The sequence below is a fragment of the Aliiglaciecola sp. CAU 1673 genome (assembly GCF_029223185.1).
GTDB lineage: Bacteria > Pseudomonadota > Gammaproteobacteria > Enterobacterales > Alteromonadaceae > Bowmanella.
Genome location: NZ_JARHUG010000002.1, coordinates 286,752 through 312,266 on the forward strand (window position 1 = coordinate 286,752; position 25,515 = coordinate 312,266).

Sequence of the window (25,515 nt, forward strand, 5' to 3'; positions counted from 1 at the left end):
CCAATCCTTTCCTGAAGGATTGGTCCCGTAGATGGCTAGCCGAGCTGCGAGCTCTCGCTCGTCTCGAGACGCCATCTACCCCGTGTTGCGCATACCCACGGCGATACCGGCGATAGCAATCATCATGGCCCGCTCGATGGTGTCTTTATCGCCTTCTTTTTCATGCTCGCGTGTGCGGGCTAAAAGCTCAATTTGCAGTAAATGCAGCGGCTCCAGGTAGCCGGCGCGGATTTGAATAGACTCTTTGCCTTTGGGATCCTGCTCCATCACGCTGCTTTGCTTCATTATCTTTAACAGCAATGCCTGGCTTTCGGCCAGTTCCTTGCGCAGGCCCTCGCCAAAATGCTTGAGGTTATCCGGCACCAGACGGGCGTCATATTCGGCGGCGATCCGGGGGTCGGCTTTGCCAAATACCATGTCCAGCATTGACAGGCGGGTTTTGAAGAAAGGCCAGTCGCTGAGCATTTCTTCCAGTACCTTTTCATGGCCCTGATCCAAAGCATTTTGCACAGCTTTCATCACCCCCAACCAGGCGGGGAGCACCATGCGGTTTTGCGCCCAGGCGAAAATCCAGGGAATTGCGCGCAGACTTTCTACACCACCTTCGGGCTTACGCTTAGAAGGGCGGCTGCCAAGTGGCAGTTTGCCCAGCTCTTCTTCTGGGGTGGCGGCGCGGAAGTAGGGCACGAATTCGGGATCCTGGCGGATCACTTTACGGTAATTATCCCGCCCGGCTGCAGCCATCACCTGCATGACCTCTCGCCAATGCTGTTTGGGTTGCGGCGGTGGCAACAACATGGCTTGCAGTATGGCGCTGGCATAGAGCTTCAGACTGCGTTTGGCCAGGGGCGGCATGCCAAATTTATAACGAATGGTTTCTCCCTGCTCGGTAACCCTGAAACCGCCTTTGAGTGAGCCGGGGGGCTGCGACAGTATAGCCGCATGGGCCGGCAAGCCACCGCGACCAATGGTGCCGCCACGGCCATGGAACAAGGTCAGTTCGATGCCTTTGGCATCAGTCAGGGCAACCAGCTTTTCCTGTGACTCATACTGCGCCCAGCCAGCGGCAATGGCTCCGGCATCTTTGGCGGAATCGGAATAGCCAATCATCACAAATTGGCGGCCCTGGATATAACCCCGGTACCAATCAATTTCCAATAATTTGCCCATCACGCTGTGGGCATTATTTAAGTCGTCCAGGGTTTCAAATAAAGGCGCAACCGGCATCGGCCAGTCGATCCCCGCTTCTTTGAGCAGCAGCTGCACACAAAGTACGTCTGAGGGCTGGCTGGCCATGGAGATAATATAAATGCCAAAGCCGTCTTTATCGTTATTGGCCAACACTTTACAGGTGTCTAATACTTCTTGAACGGCCTCGGAAGGTTGCCATTTACGCGGCAATAGCGGGCGTTTGGATGTCAGCTCCCGGAGTAAAAAGGCCTGCTTGTCTTCTTCGCTCCAACTTAAGTAGTCGCCCAGTCCCAGATAACGGGTCAGTTCGCTGACAACCTGACTGTGGCGTTCAGAATGCTGTCTGACATCCAGTTTAAGCAGGTGAATACCAAAACAGTGGGCACGACGAATGGTATCCAGCAATTCGGCATTGGCGACCTTTTCCAGACCGGTTTCCATCAGCGATCGATAGCACAGCATCAATGGCTCAAGCAGTTCGGATTGGCGGCTGATCCAATGGCTCTGATCCACGTCCTTACCGGCCAGATAATCACTGATGCCGTCATGGGTAGCTTCCAGTCTGTCCCTGAGCTTTCTCAATAAATGTCGATAGGGCTCACGGTGGTACTGACTGGCCATCATCAATGCCTGATTGCCATGCCCCATTGAAAGTTCGACTTGTAGTTTATTGACATCACTAAAGAACAGCCTTGCTGCTCGCTTACGGGCCAAGAGCAGCACTTCTTCGGTGATCTTGGCGGTAACAAAGGGGTTGCCGTCGCGATCTCCACCCATCCAGGAGGAAAAACGAATAGGGCAGGCATCCAGTGGCAAACCCTGGCCAAACTGCTTTTGAAACAAGTTGTCCATATCCCTCAGGCAATCGGGCACGGCATCCCACAAGGAGTTTTCAATGACCGAAAAGCCCCATTGTGCCTCATCCACCGGAGTAGGGCGCACAGAGCGTATTTCTTCGGTATGCCAGGCCTGGCTGATCAGCGCGGAAATGCGGTCGATCAGTTTTTGCCGTTGTGCTTCATCCGGGGCCTGGTGGTTCAGGGTAGCCAGGCATTGGGCCAGTTCACTGTATTTGTGGATCAGGGTACGGCGAGTCACTTCAGTTGGGTGTGCGGTAAGCACCAGATCGATATCCAATTGCTCCAAAGCATCGCTGATACTGGCGCTGTTAAGACCCTGCTCCTCTAGCTTTTGCATCAGCAAGGCCAAAGGATCTTCTCCCTGATGACTGCTGTTGTATTCTTGTTCGGCAATATTGGCCAGATTTAAAAACTGGGCAAAGGCGCGACCAATGGTAAGCAATGAGGGAGTATCCAGTGTGGAGAACAAGGATTTCAACTCTGATGCAGCTCGCTCATCTCCCTGACTGGCCCGCCGGCCTTGTTTGCGAATGGTTTCAATCCGCTGCAGCCATTCATTGCCTAATTGGGCCTGGATGGTCTCACCTAAAATTGTGCCCAATTGGCGCACGGTATCCATCAACTGATGATCAATGGTATCTGCCATAGTGCTCTCCTTCTATAGATGGGGCGAGGAAAACGCGGGAAATCTGCATTGCCGCCACTGTAATTTTATTACAATATCCTGAAAGGGATGGCAGTGAAAGGCCTAAAGTCGACCATCAACAGCGTTTTACTGTAAAGATATGGCTTGTCTTTGTGTTCGACTTCTATGTAATAAAACTACAAAAAAGGTGAGCGCAAGGCCCACCTGTTTGGTCGCCAACAGTATTTTGTCAGCCATAGTCCGATAGATTAAACCCGGATAACTGAATTGTCGTCAAAGGACACCGGCGAGGGAATATATTGATCTGCGTTCCAGTCATTTTCCCAGGTTTTACCATCTAAAAGGTAACGGAATTGGTACTGATGATCTGTAGGCAATTCAACGGTTGCCGTGAAGTCACCGTTCTTCAGACGTTTCAGTTCGGTTGCTTTGGTGTCCCAATGATTGAAGTCGCCGACCAAGTACACCGATTCGGCGTTATGTGCTTCTTTTTTGGTCAGTTTAAAGGTGACTTTGCAAACGGGTTTTGATTTTAAGTACTGTTTTTTAAAGCTCATTGGTCTTTCTCCTGTGCGCCATTGCTGTAATTCAATTACAAAACTACTACAGTTATACCAGCGTAGAGCAAAAAAACAGCAATCAATGCGGCATAACTTTAAAACACTTGGCTATAAGAGCTGAATGTTCCCTTATTCCGCGAGCCGGGAAACACCATGCACATAGAAACAGAATCAGGCTTTGCTATATGTTGTCATTAACAGATAATGACCCGCTTATTCTCCGTTTCGGTAGAGGACATAAAATTTAACATTATCTACCAAGCGCTTAGAGCCGCCTGTCGGTAAAATGGCGGCAATCTGTGGTATCCGTGGTCTTTTTTGACTCGGGCCTCCCATTTCAGAACATGCAGTATAAGGAAGGATTGAATGAGTTCTAAGCTGAAAAAGGTCGGCATTCCCGTGGCGATTATCGCCGTCGCCATTGCGGTTGCGGCTGGTATGATTGCCGGTCGTGAACCACCAGAAAAAACCGTTCAGGAAAACAAAGCCTTTCTTGTAGATACAACCGCGGTCTATAAGCAGGACCTGAATTTTGTGGTTAACTCCCAGGGTACGGTACTGCCGAAATACGAAACCACGCTGAGCAGCCAGGTTTCGGGAAAGATTATGTCCTTGTCGCCTAACTTTATTGAGGGTGGCATGTTTAAAAAGGGCGATGTTCTGTTAATGCTGGAACAGGATGATTACCTGACAGCCCTTAAGACCGCCGAAGCGGAATTGGCCCGCGCCAAGGCTGCTTATGAAGAAGAAGAAGCGCGCGGTAAAGTGGCTGCCGAAGAATGGAAATCGGTAAAAAATAGTGTTGCCCCAGAGCTGGGTCTGCGTAAACCACAGTTGGCAAAAGAAAAGGCCAATGTGCTGGCAGCCGAAGCGCAGTTGGAATTGGCCAAACGTAACCTGGCAAGAACGGAAATCCGTGCGCCTTATGATGGCATGGTCAAATCCAAGTTGGTGGATGTGGGGCACTTTGTGACCACCGGCAGCCAGTTGGGTGTTATCTACGGCACCGAAGTCGCCGAGGTAAGGCTGCCGCTGAGCGATAACGATCTGGCCTACCTGGAATTACCCAGTGCCGAGGGCGAAGCCTCAGTGGTCCTCTCAGCCAAGGTGGCCGGTCAGCAGATGCAGTGGTCCGGTAAACTGGTGCGTAACGAAGGTGTGGTGGATCAGCAAAGCCGTGTTATCTACGCCGTTGTTGAGGTTCCCGATCCCTATGCCCGAAATGCCTCGTCTAACCATCTGCCATTAAAATTCGGTCGCTTTGTTAAAGCGGAAATCCAGGGTAATCACGCCGAAGATATGGTGGTACTGCCACGCAGCGTGCTGCGACTGGATGGCTCGGTGTTGGTAGTGGATACCGAACGCAAGCTGCGCATTCGTGAGGTGCAGGTGCAAAAAGCCGACGAAAAGTTTGTCTATATCCAAAGTGGTTTAGAGCAGGGCGAATTGGTCACCACCAGTGCGGTGCCCAATCCGGTTGACGGTATGGCCGTGCGCTTGCCCACTGATGATGATAGCGGCGATGAGAACGAGCCCGTTGCTACCGCCACCGCCATGGCAGGAGACGCCCAATGAGTCGCATTGACACGCACTCTGGTGTGATTGCCTGGTTTGCGCGCAATTCGGTGGCCGCCAACCTGCTGATGTTTATCCTTATCCTCGGTGGCTTGCTGGGCGCTTTTAGTATTCGCAAGCAGGTCTTTCCGACCTTCGATCTGAATATCGTCAATGTCCGTGTTCCTTACTTAGGAGCTGCGCCACAGGAAGTGGAAGAGGGGGTCTTGGTTAAGATAGAAGAGGCCATCAAGGATCTGGAAGGCATCAAAAAGATAACCGCCACCGCCAACGAAGGTATGGGCACCGTCAGTATTGAGGTGGAGGATGACTACGATCCGCTGCTGCTGCTCGATGAAGTTAAGGTGCAGGTGGATGCCATCCCCAGTTTCCCGGAAAACATCGAAAAGCCGGTTATCTATCGTGAAAAGGCTACGCAGACAGTGTTATGGGTCGCGCTCTATGGACAGGCCGATGAACGCACCCTCAAAGAGTTAGCTAAAGGCTTGCGGGATGATATTGCCAATCTGCCCGGGGTTACCAATGTGCAGGTGGTGGGTGCCAGAGACTACGAGGTGTCGGTAGAAATCTCTGAAATGCGCTTGCAGGAATACGGCCTGACCTTTCAGGAACTGGTGGATGCGGTCAGACGCAGCAGTATCGACCTACCCGGCGGCGCCATCCGCTCTGATGATGGTGATATTCTGCTTCGCGCCAAGGGCCAAGCCTACCGGGGAGATGAGTTTGCCAACCTGGTATTGCTGACTCATCCTGATGGTACTCGCCTGACCTTGGGTGATATTGCCACTATCAGAGACGGTTTCGTTGAAGATCCTGAGTTTGCAGAGTTTGATGGTAAGCCCGCTGTAAACGTGCGCGTTAACGCCATCGGCGACCAGAATGCATTGAAAATATCCGAAAGGGTAAATGCCTTCTTGAATGACAAGGCCGATAAGTGGCCACCGGGGATCTATGCCGATACCTGGGGAGACAGCTCTTTCTACCTGGCCGATCGCCTCAATATGATGCTCAGCAACATGGCCATGGGCGCACTACTGGTGTTTTTGGTGCTCTCCTTGTTCCTGAAAATTCGTCTGGCCTTCTGGGTCATTGTCGGCCTGCCGGTGTGCTTCCTGGGCACGCTGCTGCTGATGCCCATGGGCATGTTTAACCTGTCGATCAATATGATCAGCCTGTTTGGCTTTATCCTGGTGCTGGGGATAGTGGTGGATGATGCCATCATCATGGGCGAATCGGCCTATTCGGAGATAGACAAGAAGGGCCACAATGCCGATAACGTCATTGCCGGGGTCAAAAAAGTGGCCATGCCTGCAACCTTCGGTGTGTTGACCACTGTTGCCGCGTTTACCCCCATGTTGATGGTCCCTGGTACCTTCGGAGTGATTTGGAAGACCATTGGTTGGGTTGTGATCCTATGCCTTATCTTTTCTTTGATTGAATCCAAGCTGATTTTACCTGCGCATTTGGTGCATATGAAATCCGGCCCTTACGATCCGGCTAAGGCCAATCGCTTTCAGCGTTTTCGCGACTTCTTCGCAGAGGGCATTAAGACCTTTGTGGCCACTAAGTATCAGCCGCTATTGGAAAAGGCCATTCGTAACCGCTACACCACATTGGCGACCTTCTTTGCCGCTTTGATCCTGACCATCGGTTTGTTCGGCGGTGGCATGGTGCGCTTCGTGTTCTTCCCCAATGTGCCCAGCGATTTCATGACCGGTTCGGTAGAGTTGCAGCCAGGCTCATCTATTGCCCAGCGGGACCAAGCGATTCGGGCTTTGTTGGATGCCCTCTACAAGATGGATGAAGCGGTGAAAGAGGAAACCGGGCAGAGTGTGGTCAAACACTCTATGGCTTTCGACCGCGGATCATTGAATGGTCAGGTCTTTGTCGAATTGTCCAAAGGTGAAACCCGTGAGTTGGATGCCTTTGCTATTCAGGACAGATGGCGTGATTTCGTGCCGGAAATTCCGGGCGTGAAGAGTATCGATATCGGCGACCCTGGCGGTCCTGGCGGTGGCGAAGATATTACTTTGCAATTTAGTGGTTCCAACCTGGGGCAGTTGCGTCAGGCTACCGACGAAGTAAAAGCCTTTTTGGCCAACTATGACGGCGTGGTCGATATTCACGACAACTTCGCTGGTGGTAGCGACGAAATCCGTCTGAAAATCAAACCCGAAGCAGAGGCCCAGGGCCTGAGTCTGGAAAACCTGGCTCGTCAGGTCCGTCATGGGTTCTATGGTGCCGAAGCACAGCGTATTCAGCGAGGTGACGAAGAAGTTAAAGTTATGGTGCGTTATCCCAAAGAAGAGCGAAGCTCCGTGGGCTATTTGGAGAATATGCGTGTACGCACTGCCAAGGGTGATGAGATCCCGTTCTCTGAAGTAGCCGATATCGAACTGGCCCAAGGCTACGGCTCTATCGTCAGGATCAATGGCACCCGCGCCATCACGGTATCTGCCAAGGTGGATAAAGGAAAAGTCGAGCCCACGCAGGTGGTCAACGAAGTGACCGAAAACTTTATTCCAGATTTGCTGGAGCGCTACCCCAGCGTTGATTTCGGTCTTGAAGGCCAGTCGAAGGAAGAAGGTGAAGCTTTGATGAGTCTGGCACAGGGCGCACTCTTTGCACTCTTTGCCATTTATGCGCTGATGGCAGTGCCCTTGAAGTCCTACGCACAGCCGCTGATCATTATGTCGGTGATCCCCTTCGGTATCGTCGGTGCTATTGTCGGTCACTTGCTGCTGGGGCATGCGGTCAGTGTGTTGTCCTTATGCGGCATTATTGCGCTGTCCGGGGTGGTGGTGAATGACAGCTTGATCATGGTCGATTTTGTCAACCGCGCCAGGGCAGAAGGACACTCATTGCTCGAATCTGCCATTCAGGCCGGTACCCAGCGTTTTCGCGCTATCGTGCTGACTTCTCTGACCACCTTTATGGGACTGATGCCTATTGTGTTTGAACGCAGCCTGCAGGCGCAGATTGTGATCCCTATGGCCATTTCCCTTGCTTTCGGGATCTTGTTTGCCACAGTGATCACGCTGTTGTTGGTGCCTTGCCTGTATTTGATCCTTCATGATATCAAGGCCCTGTTTACCCGGCGTAAGGCTGCAGTGGGCGGCGATGTGCAAGAAGCCTGATAATCAGCACTAACAAAAAGCCCTGGTGATTACCGGGGCTTTTTTATGTAGAACACAGAAATGAAAAAGCCCCGGTGAAGGGGCTTTAAAAGGCCTAGATGGCTGAATCATCTAAGCAACTGAACTTGGGGAAAAACTGCACCCCTTGGTCAGAGACGCTAGCTTGTGCCACCGACTAATGTCGCCGGCACTGAATCTGGATCTAAATCAGAAACGGCCGCGAGGATTGGAGCCAGTTCTTGGCTTAGGTGGACGAGCTTCGTTTACCACGAGAGCGCGACCGGAAACGTCTTTACCATTGAGGCTCTCAATGGCAGCTTCCGCTTCTGAACGGTTTGCAAACTCAACAAAGCCAAAGCCCTTAGAGCGGTTGGTTTCACGATCAGTGATGATCTTGGCAGAGCTTACAGTACCGAAAGCTGCGAAGGCGGCTTCCAAATCAGCGTCTGTCATTTGATATGACAGGTTTCCAACATATAGTTTCATTTCAAGTTTTCTCACGGCCGTTGTCTATCTACGCCATCAAGGAGCCAACAGCCAGAATCGCCCGATGTCGTGTAAAGGGCAACCATACCCTTTACTTAGTTCAAGTCTAGTTTAGAGGCAAAGATCAGCCTAGAGCAACAAGATTCTGGTAAAACCGTGATTATTTTATGCTCAGCTACGCATTTGTGAGAAGAATCGTGCGAAACGATCGCTTTGCCTTTACTGTCAATGGCTTTTGCGGAAATATTTTCATCTGAAACGCGGTTGCCTGGGCTTCAATTGACTCAAAAAATGGTCATTACATCGCCGTTGAGGTTTTTATCTGATAAACCCGAGGTTATCCTAGGCGCTGATAACCAAAACAATAATAAGGATTTAGCCCAACGATGCGAAGAATCAGTCTGACCCTTTTGGCTGGGATGACCATGTTTGCCAATGCCGACGAAGGCATGTGGCAACCTCACCAACTGCCGCAATTGGAATCCATTCTCAAGCAAAAAGGCCTTGAGATTGATCCCAAAAATATTTCAAAACTCACCGAGTTTCCCATGAATGCGGTTATTAGCTTGGGAGGCTGCACGGCGTCTTTTGTTTCCCCTAAAGGTCTGGTGGTAACAAACCATCACTGCGCGTACGGCAGCATTCAATACAACTCCACGCCAGAGAAAAACCACCTTGAAAATGGATTTCTGGCCAAGTCACTGGAGCAGGAACTGCCCGCCGCGCCAGGCTCCAGGATGTATGTCACCGAGCAGGTAGAGGATGTGACCTCTCAGGTAAACAAGGACCTTGAAGATACAAGAGACGGACAAGCCCGTTATGCATTGGTTGAGGAACGTCAGAAGGCCTTAGTGGCAGAGTGTGAAAAAGACGCCGGCTATCGCTGTGAAGTGTACAGTTTTCATGGTGGATTAGAGTATTTCCTGATCAAGTCCCTGGAGATCCGTGACGTACGTCTGGTGTATGCACCAAGCATGTCGGTAGGCAAGTATGGTGGTGATGTGGACAACTGGATGTGGCCGCGTCAAACCGGTGACTTTTCTTTTTATCGCGCCTATGTGGGGCCTGATGGAAAACCGGCAGACTTCAACAAAGCTAACCAGCCATTTACGCCAGCGAGCTTCTTAAAAGTATCTGCTAAAGGCGTCAGTGACGGTGACTTTGTAATGGTGGCCGGATACCCTGGTAGCACCAACCGTTACCGTACTGCCAAAGAAGTGGAAGATGCTTTCACTTATACCTATCCCATGGCGAAGGCCTATCGCGAGCAGATGATTGAAGTGATTGAGCAGACTGCGCAAGAGGGTAGCGATGCCAGGATCAAATACGAGAGCACCATCGCCTCGTTGGCCAATTACGCTAAGAACTACGAAAGCATGATTGACAGCTACCAGCGCAGCGGCTTTTTAAAGCGCAAGCAAGCCTTTGAAAATCAACTGATGGGTTGGTTGAATGAGGATGAAGCACGCCTGGCCCGTTTTGGTGGCAGCCTGGATGCCTTAGCGGCGCTGGTGAAAGAGGATTCGGCAACCAAAGAGCAGGAACTGGCCCTTGGCTACATTCATCGTACGGCATTGTTGCCTGTGGCCGAGCAGCTTTATCGCCTGGCCCATGAACGCACCAAGCCGGATATGCAAAGAGAGCCCGGATATCAGAAGCGGGACCTTAAATCTATCGAAGAGTCTATGCGACGCTTGTCGCGCCGTTTCGATGCTGAGGTGGATAAGGCCGTGCTGCTGCATTTCCTGAAAACCTATCATGCTTTGCCGCAAGAACAGCATATCGCCGAGCTGGATGCCTTCTTCGAAATGGGTGACAGCTGGAATGAAGCCAGGATGCGTCAGGTATTGGACAAAATGTATCGTCAAACCAAGCTGGGTGATGAAGAGACCCGTCTGAAATGGATGAAAGCTGGGGTTGAGGCCTTCCAGACAAGTGACGACCCTTTTATTCAATACGCGGTGGCTATGTATGACCGCAATATGGCCATGGAGCAAGCAGACAAAGAACTGGCCGGTCGTTTCCAAACCATGCGCCCTGAATATATGCGTGCAGTGATCGCCTACCAGGAAAGTCAGGGCAATCCGGTATACGCCGACGCCAATAGTACGCTTCGCGTGACCTACGGCAACGTACAAGGCTATTCACCAAAAGATGGTGTACTGAATATCCCATTCACCAGTTTGCGGGGATTGTTGCAGAAGGAAACCGGCGTCGAGCCGTTCAATTCTCCAGCAAAGCTACTGCAACTGGCAAAGGCAAAGGATTTTGGTCGCTATGGTATGACGGAGCTTGATTCTGTGCCGGTGAATTTCTTGAGCACAGTGGATACCACTGGCGGTAACTCAGGGTCACCTACATTAAATGGACGGGCTGAACTGGTGGGGCTGTTGTTTGACGGCGTTTATGAAAGCATTATCGGCGATTGGGATTTTGACATCCGTTTGAATCGCTCTATCCATGTTGATAGCCGCTATATGCTGTGGATAATGGAAAAGTTGGACGGTGCTGACAACCTGTTATCAGAAATGGTGATCGTTGAGTAACAATAAAGCCGGCAATTTGCCGGCTTTTTCCTTTGATAAAGGGCGAAGTTTACCCTTGACGGCTAGACTAAGGGATCAGGCCAATGATGGTGACAGAGTAAAGTGTAATGTGGTCGTCCCGCGTATGTGGCTGCCGACGAGAATAAATGGATAAAATAATGAATGAGGCCTCAAAAAAAGAATTTTTGCGCTTTTTCCAGCAAAGCACTCAGCCCATGTTGTTGCTTTGCCAGCAGCGTGTGAGGCATATCAACTCTGCGGCCAGAGAATTTCTTAATTTGCCGGTGGAGCTTGGTGATGGCCAAAGCGTGACCCAACTTTTTGAGCAAAACGGCAATCAGCATATCCTGCCCGTTATTCGGGAGTTTTTGGCAAACGGAGGTGGCCAGGCCAAATTAAAGATCAAGCAAAATGGCCTGGGTCACGTCAAAGCGCAGTTTTATTGCTCCACAGTCAATTTAGGCGAAGAAGCGCTTATTCATGTCGGTATCTCACCTATCGGCGTATCCGCACCCAGCGCCGACCAGGTATTGAGCCTCTATAGTCAGATTTATGAAGCATCCACCGAGCCGGTGATGATTGTTGATCAGGATGATCAAATCCAGTTCGTCAATAATGCTTTTTGTGAGATGACCGGGTTTTCCACCAAAGCTTTGTTAGGAAAAAGTGCGTCTGTGCTCAGGCCTGCCCGGCATACCTCAGAATTCAATCAGCAGATCCGCCAGCAGCTTAATCAAGAAGGCAGTTGGAGCGGTGAGTTGTGGAGTTTGAATCACAGTGGCCAGGCGTTCCCCCGGCATGTGCGCTTGCGTAATATCGTCGATGAGGAAGGTCAGCCTGTCTACATCGTCGGTGTGTATACCGACTTATCCAGTCAAAGGAGTCGCCTGCAACGCTTGCAGGAGATGGCTTATCATGACGAACTCACCGGGCTGGCTAATCGTTCGCTGCTGATGCAAATCATTCCGCACCAAATTAATCAGTGTCGGCGTGACAATAGTGGCTTTGGCCTGATGTTTCTGGACTTGGATAAATTTAAGCAGGTTAATGACAGTTTGGGCCATGAAGCAGGCGACATTTTACTCAAAGCTGCGGCTCAGCGCCTAATGAATGTGTTGCGAAGTACCGATACGGTGGCTCGCCTCGGCGGTGATGAATTTATTGTGTTGGCTAGCCAGGTTAGCGAAAACGAAGACTTGGTCAGGGTGGCCGATAAAATAGTGGATGTATTGAGCAAGCCTTTCAAGATCAAGGATCGCGATGTAGAGGTTGGTGTCAGCATTGGTATTAGTCTGTTTCCACAAAACAGCGATGATGGTGAGAGCCTGATGCACCTGGCGGATATCGCCATGTACCGCGCCAAAAAGCAACAGAAGGGCAGTTACGTATTTTACTGCGAAGAAATCAACCAGGAGCTGGTCAGTTATCGTCAATTGGAAAACGATATCCGCCGGGGCCTCAAACTCAAGGAGTTCATTCCTTATTTCCAGCCACAGGTGGACAGCCGTACCAATAAAATTGTTGGCGTCGAGTGCCTGGCCCGTTGGCAGCACCGCAACCGCGGTATCCTGGCACCCTCAGAGTTTATTCGGGTGGCGGAACGCAGTGGTCTGATCCAAGAGGTGTTTTTACAGGTGTTGGAAAACACCATCGAGCATGTGGTGGCCTGGAAAAAGGAGCTGGGTGTTGAGGTGCAGGTCTCGGTGAATTTGTCTGGTCATCAGTTTGCCAATCAACAGAATATCGAACAGATGTCAGAAATGATGCGAGCTTCCGGCATTTCCCCAAATGCCCTCAAGACGGAGATTACCGAGACGTCGCTGTTAGACAGCGGCCATTACCTGTTAGAGCGTTTAAGCTGGGTCAAATCTGCAGGTTTTCGTATTGCCCTGGATGATTTCGGCAGCGGCTATTCTTCTTTGAGACAACTTCGGATCTTGCCAGTGGACTCCCTTAAAATAGACAGTTCTTTTGTAATGAATATGGAGCAGGAGCCTGGGGATAAGGTCATTATCAAGGCCATTATTCAGCTGTCTAAGTTATTGGATGTGGACGTAGTGGCCCAAGGGGTAGAAAAGCCGGAGCAGGTGCAATTTCTGGAAGAAAACGGTTGTCACATTATGCAAGGATTTCATTTCAGCCGGCCCGTCCCTGCTGAACAGTTGACGGGCCTGTTACGTCGCCAGTCGGACTAGCGGCCGACCATTTCTCCGCGAAATTTATCCACCCACATGGCGGTAGCGCCGCAGATAGCTACCGGCATCACCAAGAAATTGATAATGGGCACCATGGCAAATAGGGTCACGGCAATACCAAAGCCAAAGGTGCTGCCTTTACTGTCCGCCAGGCTCTGACGCATGCGTCCAAAAGGCACTTTGTGATTATCAAAGGGGTAATCACAATATTGGATAGCCATCATCCAGGCGGTAAACAAAAACCACACCAGCTGGCCTGCCACCGGCAGCAGAAAAAAGATCAGCAAGAAGCCGATAGCCCGTGGAAGGTAATAAACCAGTTTGATCCATTCTCGCCCCAGCGTACGCGGGATGTCTTTGATGACCGCTAGCAGGCCCTCGTCATTTAACGGTTGACCGGTCAGATGCTGCTCCACCTTTTCAGCCAGCAAACCATTGAAGGGGGCGGCAATCCAGTTGGCGATACTGTTAAAGATAAAGGAGAAGGTGACCAGGATAATGATCACAGCTAATGGCCAGATGAAATAGGCCAACCAATCCTTCAGCCATTCCAGCCAATTGGGAATTAAATCCAGTAGCCACAAAATGGCGCTGTCGATCTCCTGCAACAGGAAATAAAAAGCGACAGCAAACAGCAAGAGATTGACGGCCAGAGGCACAAATACAAAACGGCGTAGCCCTTTGGTTTTAATCAGCTCAAAGCCTTTAAAAAAATAGCCCACACCGCTAGTTGGATCTGCTTGAGACATTGTTATCCTTTTCAATCAGTTACAGGTGCCTGGGTTAGGGTACCCCAGGCAACCGACCTGTGTGAATTCCTCAATTGTTACACTTCTTGAGTTCTGTTAGCATCAAAACCGCACTTAATGTCGGATTTTATCAACAAAAGGACTCATGCGGCTTAAAAAGATAAAACTGGCAGGTTTCAAGTCCTTCGTTGACCCCACCAGCATTCCATTCCCAGAGGACATGACCGCCATCGTCGGTCCCAATGGCTGCGGAAAATCCAATGTGATTGACGCGGTGCGTTGGGTGCTGGGCGAAAGTTCGGCCAAAAATCTGCGTGGCGATGCCATGACCGATGTTATCTTCAATGGCTCCAGCGCCCGCAAGCCGGTGTCTCAATGCAGCGTCGAGCTGGTGTTCGACAACAGCAGCGGCCGCATTCAGGGCGAATACGCCAACTACAACGAATTGGCGGTCAAACGGGTGGTGACCCGTGATGGACAGTCGTTGTATTACCTTAATGCCAGTAAATGCCGCCGCCGGGATGTGACTGATTTGTTTCTGGGCACAGGATTAGGCCCTCGTAGTTACGCCATTATTGAACAGGGCATGATTTCGCGCCTGATAGAGTCCAAGCCGCAAGAGCTGCGGGTATTTATCGAAGAAGCGGCCGGCATCTCCAAATACAAAGAACGTCGCCGGGAAACCGAAAATCGCATCCGCCATACCCGTGAAAACCTCGAACGCCTCAACGATGTGCGGGGCGAATTGGCCCAGCAGTTGGAAAAGTTGCAGCGCCAGGCTCATGCTGCCAAACGCTACAAGGAACTGAAAGCCAAAGAAAGGCAGTTAAAAGGTGAGCTGGCCGCGATTCGCTGGCTTAAGCACAGCAACAAGATAGCGCAACTGGAGCTGCAAATCGCCGTCCAGGAAAACCAGATTGAGGAAGTCATTGCCCATCAGCGCGGCGAAGAGAGCGGTATGCTGCACTATCAGGAGCGTGAGCAAGACCTGAAGCAGCAACTCTCTGACGTGCAAAATCAATACTTTCAGGTGGGTAACCAAATTACCCGCCTGGAGCAGTCACAAATCCATGCTAAAAAGCGTCAGCAGCAACTTGCCGATGAATTGAGCAGACTGTCTGTGCAGATGGAAGAGCTGTCGCTGAACCTGACGCAGGATGAAGAACTACTGGCGCAGGCTAATGCTCAGCTGGATGAGGTGGCGCCGGAACTAGAGATTCGGCTTGAACAAGCCTATCAAGCCGAAGAGGCGTTAACCCAGGCAGAACAAGACTGGCAGAGCCAGAGTCAGGCATGGCAAGCCCGGGAGCGCCAGTATCTGGATGCCCAACAGCAGTTAAAAAGCCGGCAAAGCCAGGTTCAGTCTCAACAGACCTTGATTGCCAGGGAGGCGCAGCGCATTAGCGAACTCAGGCGCGAGCTCAATGATCTGTCTGATGCACAGTTGGAGCCGCAACAAACTGCTCTTTCGGAGCGTGCCCGCGACGCCAAAACCGCCTTGCAAAACGGTCAGACAAAACTACAGGCCCTGCAGGCAGATTACGAGCGTCAGGCTCAACACATCAAAGCGCTACAGGCTCAGCAATTTGAGGCTAAAGGTCAGCTTCAACACAGCCAAGCCAGACTGGCTTCTTTGCAGAGCCTTCAGCAAGGGGATGTCGAGCAAAGTCAGGCACTTGAAGACTACCTCGGTAGCTTACCAGAGTCTCCCGAAATTGCCTGGCATAGCCTTGTCGCAGAGCCCGGTTGGGAAAAGGCCCTTGAGACGGCGCTGGGCCATTGGCTTAATGCGCCGCTGGTGGCGGTAGGGCAAATCTCTGCGATTGAAGGAAGCCGTTGGCTACTCAAAGACAAATTCAGCCCTAAAAAGCCCGCCGATAGCCTGGCTGCCAAAGTAAAAAATGAAAAGGTGCCAGGCTGGCTGTGTGATATCCAAGTGCTGGAAAAGGACAGTGAGCTGGCGATGCGACAGGCAAACCTCTTGCCACATCAAAGTCTGATTACCCAATCCGGGCATTGGTATGGCCCTGACTGGCAGTTACTGGGCCCAAGCCAGGGACAAACAGGCGTTTTGGAGCGGGCAAAGCAGATCCAGGAACTGGAAGAGACGTGCCGCGAGCAACAACAGCTGACCGTTTCCCTGCAGCAGCAATTGCAAAGCGCCGAAGAGGAACACCAGCAGCTGGCAATAGCCTTGGAACAGGAGCGCAGCGCCACGCTGACCCTTGAAAGGCAGCTGATGGCGGTTGAGCAAGAGCTGTCAGTGCTCAGACAGCAAAGCCAGGCCATGCAGGTGCAACGGCAGCGTTTGTCGGCGCAAATAGAGACACAGGTACAGCAACTCGACGAAGACCAGCTGCAATTGGCGGCACTGATGGAGGAATGCGAATCCCTGCAGGAGTCCCTGGAGAATGAACAGGATCCACTGACAGAGATCCATGCGCAGCGTGAGCAACTGAGCCAGCAGCTCAATCACAAGCGTAATCAGGTTCAGCAATTGAAGGACAAGCGCCATCAATTGGAGTTGAACGTGCAGGGGTTAAAAGCCCAGGTGCAAAATCTGTCGCAAAACCTGCAACGTCAGAGGCGTGATAAAGAAGCCATGGCAACTCGCCAGGCCCAGCTACAAGCTGAACAACAAGAATCGACCTCACCGCTCAACGATCAGGGTGACGAACTGCAACAATTGCTGGAACAACGACTGATCATCGAAGAGCAGCAAGCAGATTTGGCCGCAAAACTGTCCGAAGTGGATGATTGGCTTCGGGCTGCACAAAAAGGGCAGCAGGGCACGCAGTCAAAAATCCAAAAAATGCGGGATGAACAACAAAGCCTGCAATTGGAATGTGAAGGTTATCGGGTCAGGGCTAACGGGGTGCTCGAACAACTCGAAGAGTCGGGACAGTCTCTTAAGCCTTTGCTAGAGCAACTGCGACAAATGGCGCAGGAGCCCGATGAAGACAGTTGGCAGCAGGAGCTGGATAAAACTGTGGCTGCGGTTGGGCGTTTAGGCGCCGTCAACCTGGCAGCGGTGGAAGAATATGATATTCAGGCACAGCGCAAGCAGCATCTGGATGAGCAACATGAGGATCTTAGTGGCGCCTTGGAAACCTTGGAAGGAGCCATTCGTAAAATCGATAAAGAGACCAAAACCCGCTTCAAGGATACCTTTGAACGGGTCAATGACGATTTGAAAATGCTCTTTCCCAAGGTCTTTGGCGGTGGCTCTGCCTACCTTGAGCTCACCGATGATGACCTGTTAGAAACCGGGGTCAGCATTATGGCCAGGCCACCTGGTAAGAAAAATAGCACCATTCACCTGTTAAGCGGTGGAGAAAAAGCCTTGACCGCTTTATCATTGGTCTTCGCGATTTTCCGCCTCAATCCGGCACCTTTTTGTTTATTGGATGAGGTGGATGCGCCATTGGATGATGCTAACGTTGGACGTTTCTGTAAATTAGTGTCAGAAATGTCCAGGACGGTGCAATTTATTTATATCACCCACAACAAGATAGCGATGGAAATGGCAACTCACTTAACCGGCGTCACCATGGCTGAGCCAGGCGTGTCGCGCATGGTTGCAGTGGATGTTGACGAAGCCGTCGCACTGGCAGAATTATAAAGTCAAAAATGGAAGAACTACGCCTCACCTTTCTGATATTTGGCGCCCTGGCCATCGCCGGCATACTGGCTCATGGTCTGTGGACGGTGCGCAAAAATCGTAACAAGCAAAGCCAAGAGCGCCCGGCACCGGCCAATCTGCAGCACAGACAAGCAAATTGGGATGAGCAGGACTCAGATTTTGAGTTGCCTGATGATGAACCCACTTTGAGTAGCTCATCAAAACAAGATGATTTTGATGACTTAGGGATCGGCAAGGTTCGGGTGATCCGTGGCGAAGCGCCAGCAAAACCTGCTGCTCCGGCGCAACCTCGAATGACACCGATTGTGCGCGATGAACCGCGTCCGCCGGTGCGTGAAGAGGCACCGGTGATTGTTACAGCTAAAGAACATAAAGAGACGCAGCTTCAGGACCCTAATATACCTGAGCCACCTGCATTCCTGCTTCGTCGCGATGCACCTGCAACGGTAAGAGCCAAAGTGACAGAGCCGGCACCACAGGTTAAAGAACCCGAGCCTGAGCCTGAGGCAAAGCCACAGCCTAAAGAAGAAAATATGGGCTTATCTGGCCTGGCCGCACAGGCCAAAAACCTGGTAAAGCGCAAAAAAGCCGAACCGGTAAAACGTAAAGAGCCGGCGCTACGCAAGGAACCTACCGTCAAAGAAGACCAGATGCACATGGACTTTGAAGAGGCTCACGAGGTTGGCGAACCTGAAGAGGATAGGGTAGACAGCACGGTTAAAACCCCGAATCAGGAAGTGCTGGTGCTGAATGTAAAAGCGCCAGACTACAAACCTATTCCTGGTGCGTCCTTGTTACCTGCGTTGTTGACCCTGGGCTTTAAGTTTGGCGATCAGGATATTTTTCACCGTCATGTTAACAGTAACGGTAAAGGCCCGGTACTGTTCAGCCTGGCCAACATGTTTAAGCCTGGCGTATTTGATATCGACAATATGGAAACGTTCTCAACGCAGGGCTTGTCGCTATTTATGATCTTGCCGATCGAAGGTGATCCCCACCAGGTATTCAATATGATGCACAATGCCGCCCGTAAACTGGCGGACGAATTTGACGCCCAGGTTCTGGATGGCAGACGCAGTGTACTGACCAAGCAAAGCTTGCAGCAGTATGTTGAGAAAATTCGTGAATTTGAACGTCGTCGTATGATCAAAAAAGCCAACTGAGGCTGGCGCGGTTTGTCCTGTATAAGAGGACAAACCGCTTGTTCGTTCCCTCTAACTTCAATCGATTCAATAAGCGCAGATGCAGACAGCTAATAGTCCCCGCCTGGAACAGCTCAGGCGCCAACTGAACGAATACAATTATCAATATTACGTGCTGGACGCACCCTCCGTGCCTGATGCCGAATACGACCGGCTGATGCGCGAGTTACAGGCCTTGGAATCCGAGCATCCGGAATGGATAACGCCAGACTCGCCGACCCAGAAAGTCGGTGCACCGCCACTGAAAGCTTTTGCTGAGGTAGAGCACGATGTGCCCATGTTGTCCTTAGACAATGCTTTCGATAACGATGAATTCTTTGCTTTCGTTAAGCGTATGCAAGACCGTCTGAAAACGCGGTTGGACAGCGCATTTTGTTGTGAGCCTAAACTCGATGGTCTGGCGGTCAGTCTGCTGTATGAAAATGGTGTGCTGGTGCGCGGTGCTACTCGTGGTGACGGTCGCACAGGAGAGGATATTACCGCCAATGTACGTACCATACAAAATCTGCCCCTGAGATTACGCGGTGAAGATTTCCCGGCGCGGCTGGAAGTGCGCGGCGAGGTATTTATGAGTAAGGCCGGATTTGAAAAATTGAATGCGCTACAAGCCGAGCAGGGCAAAAAGACCTTTGTAAACCCCAGAAATGCCGCCGCTGGCAGTTTGCGTCAGCTGGATTCCAGGATAACGGCGGCCAGGCCCTTATACATTTACGCCTATTCGGTCGGCTTAGTGGAAGGGGAAAAAATCCCTCTTGCCAATACCCATTTCGCCCGTCTACAGCAGCTTCGCGAGTGGGGACTGCCCCTTTGTCCTGAGAGCCGCCTGGTGGAGGATGCAGAGGGTTGTCTTCAGTACTATCAGGATATACTCCAGCGCAGAGCGGATCTCGCCTATGAAATCGATGGTGTGGTGGTCAAAGTGGACGAGCTGGCTGTGCAGCAGTCCTTGGGTTTTGTGGCCAGGGCGCCACGCTGGGCCATTGCCTGGAAGTTTCCTGCCCAGGAAGAGATGACCCGTCTGCTCGATGTGGAATTCCAGGTGGGCCGTACCGGGGCTATTACGCCCGTTGCCAGGCTCGAGCCGGTGTTTGTCGGTGGAGTGACTGTTTCCAACGCCACTTTGCACAATCAGGATGAGATCAATCGCCTTCAAGTGAAAATCGGCGATACCGTGATTATCCGCCGGGCCGGGGATGTGATCCCGCAGGTGGTGTCGGTGGTGGCAGAAAAGCGTCCCGATGATGCTAAAGATATTGTCTTTCCAGAGCATTGTCCCATCTGTCAATCGGCGGTGGAAAAGCTCGAATCGGAAGCGGTTGCACGCTGCACGGGAGGGCTCTATTGCGCTGCTCAGCGCAAAGAAGCGCTAAAACATTTCGCTTCCCGTAAGGCCATGGATATTGATGGCCTTGGCGATAAGCTGATTGAGCAACTGGTGGATCTGGGTTGGGTAGAAACCCCCGATCAACTGTTTAATCTGGATTTGGCAAAGCTTGCCAGCATGGAACGCATGGGGGAGAAATCGGCTGTTAACCTGGTTAATGCTCTGGAGAATGCGAAACAGACCACGCTGCCGCGTTTTCTCTATGCTCTGGGTATACGTGAAGTCGGGGAGGCTACCGCCGCCGCCCTGGCGAATCACTTCCTGACCCTGGATGCTTTGCAAAAAGCCGATATCGATACATTACAAAGTGTACCAGATGTGGGGGAGGTAGTTGCCCGCCATATCTACAACTTTTTCGCCGAACCCCATAATCAGCAGGTAGTGGAAAAGCTTTTGGCGGTGGGAGTGCATTGGCCTGAGATTGAAGTGATTGAACAAGCGGAACAACCCCTATCCGGCCAAACCTATGTGCTGACCGGGACGTTGTCGAGCATGGATAGAAGCGAGGCCAAGGCCAAACTCGAGCGTTTGGGGGCAAAAGTCTCTGGCAGCGTGTCGGCCAAAACCCATTGTGTCGTGGCCGGTGAAAAAGCCGGGTCGAAGCTGGCCAAAGCCAATGAACTTGGTATTAAGGTACTGAGCGAAGATGACATGCTGGCCCTGTTTGCTGAGCACGGTGTGTGACGATGCAAGCGTTATTGTTGCAGCTGACACAAGAATTGGCCCCGTACTACGGTGAAATTGCCCTGACCTTAGTCGCCACTGTGATGGTGGTGTACGGCGACTTACTCAATAAACAAGTGAAAAGGGCACTGGCCCCATTTCATTTTATCCTGCGCACCCTGGCCTTTGTGTTGATTTGTGCCTTTGGTTACGGGGCATTGTTGCTGTTTGTGACGCCCTTTACCAAACAGCTTTTATTGATGATCCCATACGTTTATCAGGGGATCAGTATCGTTGCTATCTTTTTGCTGCTGGGCTATCTGGCAGAACAGCGTCGGTATATTTAGGTTGAGTTCAGCGAAATTTACCCGGCCTATCGTCCCCCTTCGTCACTATGACGAAGAGGGACGTATCAAGCCACCCTGGCCGGTGTTTGCAAGCCTTTTGTTTCTGATGCGCGGCTACCTTATCTTTATCGCCTCGGCCTCTTATTTGGCTGATGGAAGCCTTCTGTTAAAGGTGTTTTATCCAGATCGGGCGTATTTCTACGCCAGTTTGTTTTTGGGATTGCCAGCGCTGGTGTTATTGGCGCTTTTAATGTGGCGGCAGAAGCTGTTGGACAGTGCCTGGCGGGGCGTTTTCAGACTACTGTGGCCGGTCACCGTTATTACCTTGCTGGCTGACCTGTCTTTTCATGTGCATATGGCGTGGCAGAGTCAGTGGCTGTTTTCATGGCCTTTAGCCCTGACTCTGGTCCTGGATGGCTTATTGCTCAGCTATTGGAGCAGAAGCCGATTGCTAAGCTTGATGCTTGCCGATTGGCAGCGACGTATTCACTGAACGTTATTGGATAGGGCCTGATCGAAATAACGTTTCACACTAATCTGGCTGTCGTTAACCAAACGCTGATAGCAGATCCCGGCAAAGGCATAAGTATGACCTGCATACTCAAGCACGATATAGGGGGCTTCAGGATTGCTTAGGTCATAATGCCAATGCCCTCCCACCAGCTTACGGAATATTTCACCCACGTAGGCACCATAAAGATTACACAAGGTGAACACGGCTTTTTCCTCAAGAGCCTGCCCTTTATACTTTGCCAGCCATTTATGCAGCACTTCATCTACTTTGGCAATGCTGTGCGGACTGTTGTCCAGCTCAACACCAAATTCTTCTTTGGTAGTCAGTACCGCATTATGGGCACTGTCGGCCATCAGGCTTTCAAGCTCTTCTCTTGTCATCTCCATCAGCGTTCCTTTTTCAAATTTGGCGGTGTTTCGGTTGTATGCTTGTGACCCAGGATCAAATCCGACAGCAGCCGACTACCGGGACCCAGGTTGTCTGGCCTGGGGTGGATCAAAAATAATCCACCCTTGCGATAACTACTGCCTTGTATGTCCAACCTTACCAATTCACCACTGTCTAACTTGTTATGCACTTCATGGAAAGGCAGCCAGCAAAAGCCGATGTTTTGCAACAGCAAATCGATGGCACTTTGGAAATGACTGACCGTCCAGCGCATTTCAGCGCGCAACCAGCCCTGCTTTTCCTGGGGGCTCTTAGCAGTATCCTTGATCACTATCTGCAAATGATGCAAGAGTTCGTTGGGATCCACTTTTCCTTCGATGGCTGCCAGCGGGTGGGAAGGATGACACACAGTGACAAAATAAATGTCGGCCAAGGGCTCCCCCAAAAAACCTTTGGGCACGCTGGTGCTGATCACAATATCGGCCCAGCCTTCCTGCACTGCTTCATCGGAGCCGGTCAGCACGGTATCGATAATTTTAAGCCGGCTACCACGGCTTTGTGGATAGAAAGCCTGAAGCACGGGCAAGATACAGTGTCGGGGATAGGCGAGATCCAATGCCAGGGTAATTTCAGGCTCCCAATCCTGATGGATATTTTCCGCCAGGGCTTCCAGGTCATGCACATTCTGGGTCAGATGCCGGGAGCGGCGCAGCATCACTTCGCCGGCTTCGGTCAGAAAAGCCTTGCGACCGCGCACTTCCAGTAGCTGAACATCCAGCTGGCTTTGCAACTTGGCTACCGCATGATTTAGGGAAGACTGACTCTTATTGAGTTGGGCTGCTGCTTGGGCATAGCCGCCGAAATCGACGACAGCTTGCAATATCCGCCATTGTTCCAGGGTGGTTTTGGGCCTGTACACGGGAAAGCGTTCTATTTTTTAGATAAGTCTAGCCATGCTAGCGCTGGCCAACGGGAAAAGCAATTTCCAGCTGTGCTTAAAGAAGGGTTGTTAATCGCATTATTTGATTAGCAAGATTAATCCAATCAATTGTAATAATCAAAGGCGCTTGGCTAGACTTGCTCCTGTCTCGAATGACAACCCATTTTTATCAAGGAGAACCGTAAATGACACAATCTCTTATCAACACCAAGATCAAGCCTTTCAATGCCACAGCTTTCCACAACGGCGAGTTTATTCAGGTCAGCGATCAAGACCTGCTGGGCAAGTGGTCTGTGGTGATGTTCTACCCAGCCGACTTCACTTTCGTTTGTCCTACTGAACTGGGTGACCTTGCCGACTACTACGACAAGCTGCAGGCGTTGGGTGTAGAAGTGTACTCCGTTTCTACCGATACGCACTTCACCCACAAGGCCTGGCATGATACTTCCGATACCATTCGTAAGATCAAGTTCCCCATGATCGGCGACCCAACCGGCCGCATCACCCGTAATTTCGGTGTGATGATCGAAGAAGACGGTCTGGCCCTGCGTGGTACCTTCGTGATTAACCCTGAGGGTGAGATCAAGGTAATGGAAATCCATGATCTTGGCATTGGTCGAAGCGCTGCCGAGCTGTTCCGTAAGGTGCAAGCGGCTCAGTATGTTGCCAGCCACGACGGTGAAGTCTGCCCGGCCAAGTGGCAGCCAGGTGAGGAAACCCTGTCTCCATCTTTGGATCTGGTCGGCAAGATCTAACCTAAAGCCTTTCCGGCAAAAGGCACGGGAGGGATCTTCCTCCTGTGCCAACCCAACCAACGTTAATGGTGCGAATCCCGGTTCGTAGGGCTGTTGTCGTGCCAAAAACAAGTGTTCACCGTCGACCTGACAAGATATATCGGAGTGACCATGTTAGACACTAAGTTAAAGAATGAATTAAAGGCCTATCTGGCCAATCTGAAGCGTCCCGTCGAGTTGCAGGTAAATGCCGATGACGGTGACAAATCGAAACAGTTGTTGGCCCTGGCAAACGAAATTGCAGAGCTCTCTGAATTAGTCAGCGTTAAGCAGCAAAGCAGTGCTGACAGTCGCACGCCTTGCATGCGGGTAACCAGTGCTGAGACGGGCACGGCCATTACTTTTGCCGGCTTGCCGATGGGCCACGAATTTACTTCACTGGTGTTAGCGCTGTTGCATACCGGCGGTCATCCGGTGAAGCAGGAGGCCGCGGTTTTAGAACAGATTAGGGCGCTTCCAGGTCTGCTGGATTTTGAAATCTTTGTTTCTTTAAGCTGCCAAACCTGCCCAGGTGTGGTGCAGGCCCTTAATTTAATGGCGGCAGTGAATCCCAATATTCGCACCACCATGGTGGACGGTGCCTTGTTCCAGGATGAAGTCAGCGAGCGCAATGTGTTGGCGGTGCCGACCGTATTCCTTAATGGTGAGCAGTTCTCCCAGGGGGCCATTACGCTGGACAAAATCTTATCCAAGGTAGATAGCAATGCGGCAGCACGTCAGGCCGAGGCTCTGAAGAGAAAAGCGCCGTTTGACATGTTGGTGGTGGGGGCAGGCCCAGCCGGCGCGTCTGCGGCAATTTATGCCGCCCGTAAAGGCATTCGTACCGGTTTGGTTACCGAGCGCTTTGGCGGACAGGTGGCCGATACCATGGGCATTGAAAACTTTATCTCGGTCAAGGCCACTGAAGGGCCAAAGCTGGTCGCTCATTTGGAAGAGCATGTGCGCGACTACGAAGTGGACATTATGAGCAACCAGAAGGTGAAGTCTCTGCGTGAGGGCAATATGCTCGAAGTGACACTGGAAAACGGTGCTGTCCTGCAAAGCCGCAGCCTGGTGATTGCCACCGGTGCCCGTTGGCGGGAAATGAACGTGCCCGGTGAGCGCGAATACCGAGGTCGCGGTGTGGCTTACTGTCCGCATTGCGATGGTCCATTGTTCAAGGGGAAAAAGGTAGCAGTCATCGGTGGCGGTAACTCCGGCATCGAAGCCGCTATCGACCTGGCCAATATCGTTGAGCATGTCACAGTGCTTGAATTTGACGCCAAGCTGCGAGCAGACGATGTACTGGTGCGTAAAGCACGTTCCATGGGCAATATCCACATTATCACCGAGGCGCAAACCACCGAGGTGCGTGGCGATGGCAAGCGCGTCGTGGGGTTAAGCTATAAGGATCGAGCCAGTGGTGAAATGCATGAAGTTGAGCTGGCCGGTATCTTTGTGCAGATTGGCTTGGTACCCAACACAGAATGGTTGAAGGGCTCTGGATTGGAACTGACCCCCCGCGGAGAGGTCGTCATAGCCGCTAACGGCGAGACCAATATTAAAGGGATCTTTGCCGCAGGCGATGCCACTACCGTACCTTTCAAGCAGATTATCATTGCCATGGGCAGCGGTGCGACGGCTTCGCTGGGAGCGTTCGATTACCTGATGCGTTCATCGGCACCGGCATAAAACCTGCCACAAGCCCAAGAAAAAA

The 25,515-nt window shown here is 51.5% G+C and carries 17 protein-coding genes; 11 read left to right on the plus strand and 6 right to left on the minus strand.

Features of this window, described 5'->3' with window-relative positions:
- Window positions 1–75: 75 nt before the first annotated feature.
- Both ppc and P2G88_RS03080 read right to left on the minus strand, forming a co-directional pair.
- A complete protein-coding gene (ppc, locus tag P2G88_RS03075) occupies window positions 76–2,697 on the minus strand; it encodes a phosphoenolpyruvate carboxylase (protein WP_275794191.1) in 2,622 nt (873 codons plus the stop codon).
- A 248-nt stretch (window positions 2,698–2,945) separates the two neighbouring features.
- Window positions 2,946–3,254 (minus strand): isoamylase early set domain-containing protein, encoded by a 309-nt coding sequence (locus P2G88_RS03080; protein WP_275794192.1) that lies wholly within the window; start codon window positions 3,252–3,254, stop codon window positions 2,946–2,948.
- Between the two features lie 369 nt (window positions 3,255–3,623).
- Here P2G88_RS03080 and P2G88_RS03085 point away from each other — a divergent pair, with 369 nt between their 5' ends.
- Entirely contained in the window at window positions 3,624–4,832 is a 1,209-nt protein-coding gene (locus tag P2G88_RS03085) for an efflux RND transporter periplasmic adaptor subunit (RefSeq protein ID WP_275794193.1), read from the plus strand.
- Window positions 4,829–7,969, plus strand: a complete 3,141-nt coding sequence (locus tag P2G88_RS03090) for an efflux RND transporter permease subunit (RefSeq protein ID WP_275794194.1) — start codon at window positions 4,829–4,831, stop codon at window positions 7,967–7,969. The genes P2G88_RS03085 and P2G88_RS03090 overlap by 4 nt, the downstream gene beginning before the upstream one ends.
- A 207-nt stretch (window positions 7,970–8,176) precedes the next feature.
- Here P2G88_RS03090 and P2G88_RS03095 read toward each other — a convergent pair whose 3' ends face one another.
- The gene (locus tag P2G88_RS03095) at window positions 8,177–8,470 is read right to left on the minus strand and encodes an RNA-binding protein (RefSeq protein ID WP_275794195.1); all 294 of its coding nucleotides are present in this window, start codon (window positions 8,468–8,470) and stop codon (window positions 8,177–8,179) included.
- 371 nt (window positions 8,471–8,841) lie between these two features.
- On the opposite strand from P2G88_RS03095, the gene P2G88_RS03100 reads away from it, so the two are divergent.
- Both P2G88_RS03100 and P2G88_RS03105 read left to right on the plus strand, forming a co-directional pair.
- Complete coding sequence (locus P2G88_RS03100) at window positions 8,842–11,001, plus strand: S46 family peptidase (protein ID WP_275794196.1); 2,160 nt, start codon at window positions 8,842–8,844, stop codon at window positions 10,999–11,001.
- A gap of 158 nt (window positions 11,002–11,159) precedes the next feature.
- Window positions 11,160–13,196: an EAL domain-containing protein gene (locus P2G88_RS03105; RefSeq protein WP_275794197.1), complete on the plus strand. Its 2,037-nt coding sequence runs from the start codon at window positions 11,160–11,162 to the stop codon at window positions 13,194–13,196.
- Here P2G88_RS03105 and cysZ read toward each other — a convergent pair.
- Window positions 13,193–13,945, minus strand: a complete 753-nt coding sequence (gene cysZ / locus P2G88_RS03110; protein ID WP_275794199.1) for a sulfate transporter CysZ — start codon at window positions 13,943–13,945, stop codon at window positions 13,193–13,195. The genes P2G88_RS03105 and cysZ overlap by 4 nt on opposite strands.
- A gap of 145 nt (window positions 13,946–14,090) precedes the next feature.
- Between cysZ and smc the strand changes: the two genes are divergently transcribed.
- From smc to P2G88_RS03135, 5 genes are all read left to right on the plus strand, one after another.
- Window positions 14,091–17,567, plus strand: a complete 3,477-nt coding sequence (gene smc, locus P2G88_RS03115) for a chromosome segregation protein SMC (RefSeq protein WP_275794201.1) — start codon at window positions 14,091–14,093, stop codon at window positions 17,565–17,567.
- Between the two features lie 8 nt (window positions 17,568–17,575).
- A complete protein-coding gene (zipA, locus tag P2G88_RS03120) occupies window positions 17,576–18,751 on the plus strand; it encodes a cell division protein ZipA (RefSeq protein ID WP_275794203.1) in 1,176 nt (391 codons plus the stop codon).
- 79 nt (window positions 18,752–18,830) lie between these two features.
- A complete protein-coding gene (gene ligA / locus P2G88_RS03125; protein ID WP_275794205.1) occupies window positions 18,831–20,858 on the plus strand; it encodes an NAD-dependent DNA ligase LigA in 2,028 nt (675 codons plus the stop codon).
- A gap of 2 nt (window positions 20,859–20,860) precedes the next feature.
- Complete coding sequence (locus P2G88_RS03130; protein ID WP_275794206.1) at window positions 20,861–21,184, plus strand: DUF3392 family protein; 324 nt, start codon at window positions 20,861–20,863, stop codon at window positions 21,182–21,184.
- 1 nt (window position 21,185) lies between these two features.
- A complete protein-coding gene (locus P2G88_RS03135) occupies window positions 21,186–21,677 on the plus strand; it encodes a DUF2919 family protein (protein WP_275794207.1) in 492 nt (163 codons plus the stop codon).
- On the opposite strand, the gene P2G88_RS03140 is transcribed toward P2G88_RS03135, so the two are convergent.
- Window positions 21,671–22,084, minus strand: coding sequence for a hypothetical protein (locus P2G88_RS03140; protein ID WP_275794208.1), 414 nt, complete (start codon window positions 22,082–22,084; stop codon window positions 21,671–21,673). The two genes, P2G88_RS03135 and P2G88_RS03140, sit on opposite strands and share 7 nt — an antisense overlap.
- Entirely contained in the window at window positions 22,084–23,004 is a 921-nt protein-coding gene (locus tag P2G88_RS03145; protein WP_275794209.1) for a LysR family transcriptional regulator, read from the minus strand. The genes P2G88_RS03140 and P2G88_RS03145 overlap by 1 nt, the downstream gene beginning before the upstream one ends.
- Before the next feature lie 206 nt (window positions 23,005–23,210).
- On the opposite strand from P2G88_RS03145, the gene ahpC reads away from it, so the two are divergent.
- Both ahpC and ahpF read left to right on the plus strand, forming a co-directional pair.
- Complete coding sequence (gene ahpC, locus P2G88_RS03150; RefSeq protein WP_275794211.1) at window positions 23,211–23,780, plus strand: alkyl hydroperoxide reductase subunit C; 570 nt, start codon at window positions 23,211–23,213, stop codon at window positions 23,778–23,780.
- A 150-nt stretch (window positions 23,781–23,930) separates the two neighbouring features.
- A complete protein-coding gene (gene ahpF, locus P2G88_RS03155) occupies window positions 23,931–25,490 on the plus strand; it encodes an alkyl hydroperoxide reductase subunit F (RefSeq protein ID WP_275794214.1) in 1,560 nt (519 codons plus the stop codon).
- The last annotated feature ends 25 nt before the right edge of the window (window positions 25,491–25,515 follow it).

What these genes read in the sequence shown, in the direction of transcription:
- ligA (WP_275794205.1), top strand. Translation starts at nt 18,831, where the DNA reads ATGCAGACAGCTAATAGTCCCCGCCTGGAACAGCTCAGGCGCCAACTG.
- P2G88_RS03090 (WP_275794194.1), top strand. Translation starts at nt 4,829, where the DNA reads ATGAGTCGCATTGACACGCACTCTGGTGTGATTGCCTGGTTTGCGCGC.
- ahpF (WP_275794214.1), top strand. Translation starts at nt 23,931, where the DNA reads ATGTTAGACACTAAGTTAAAGAATGAATTAAAGGCCTATCTGGCCAAT.
- P2G88_RS03085 (WP_275794193.1), top strand. Translation starts at nt 3,624, where the DNA reads ATGAGTTCTAAGCTGAAAAAGGTCGGCATTCCCGTGGCGATTATCGCC.
- cysZ (WP_275794199.1), bottom strand. Translation starts at nt 13,945, where the DNA reads ATGTCTCAAGCAGATCCAACTAGCGGTGTGGGCTATTTTTTTAAAGGC.
- P2G88_RS03105 (WP_275794197.1), top strand. Translation starts at nt 11,160, where the DNA reads ATGAATGAGGCCTCAAAAAAAGAATTTTTGCGCTTTTTCCAGCAAAGC.
- P2G88_RS03100 (WP_275794196.1), top strand. Translation starts at nt 8,842, where the DNA reads ATGCGAAGAATCAGTCTGACCCTTTTGGCTGGGATGACCATGTTTGCC.
- smc (WP_275794201.1), top strand. Translation starts at nt 14,091, where the DNA reads ATGCGGCTTAAAAAGATAAAACTGGCAGGTTTCAAGTCCTTCGTTGAC.
- P2G88_RS03140 (WP_275794208.1), bottom strand. Translation starts at nt 22,084, where the DNA reads ATGGAGATGACAAGAGAAGAGCTTGAAAGCCTGATGGCCGACAGTGCC.
- ahpC (WP_275794211.1), top strand. Translation starts at nt 23,211, where the DNA reads ATGACACAATCTCTTATCAACACCAAGATCAAGCCTTTCAATGCCACA.
- P2G88_RS03080 (WP_275794192.1), bottom strand. Translation starts at nt 3,254, where the DNA reads ATGAGCTTTAAAAAACAGTACTTAAAATCAAAACCCGTTTGCAAAGTC.
- zipA (WP_275794203.1), top strand. Translation starts at nt 17,576, where the DNA reads ATGGAAGAACTACGCCTCACCTTTCTGATATTTGGCGCCCTGGCCATC.
- P2G88_RS03130 (WP_275794206.1), top strand. Translation starts at nt 20,861, where the DNA reads ATGCAAGCGTTATTGTTGCAGCTGACACAAGAATTGGCCCCGTACTAC.
- ppc (WP_275794191.1), bottom strand. Translation starts at nt 2,697, where the DNA reads ATGGCAGATACCATTGATCATCAGTTGATGGATACCGTGCGCCAATTG.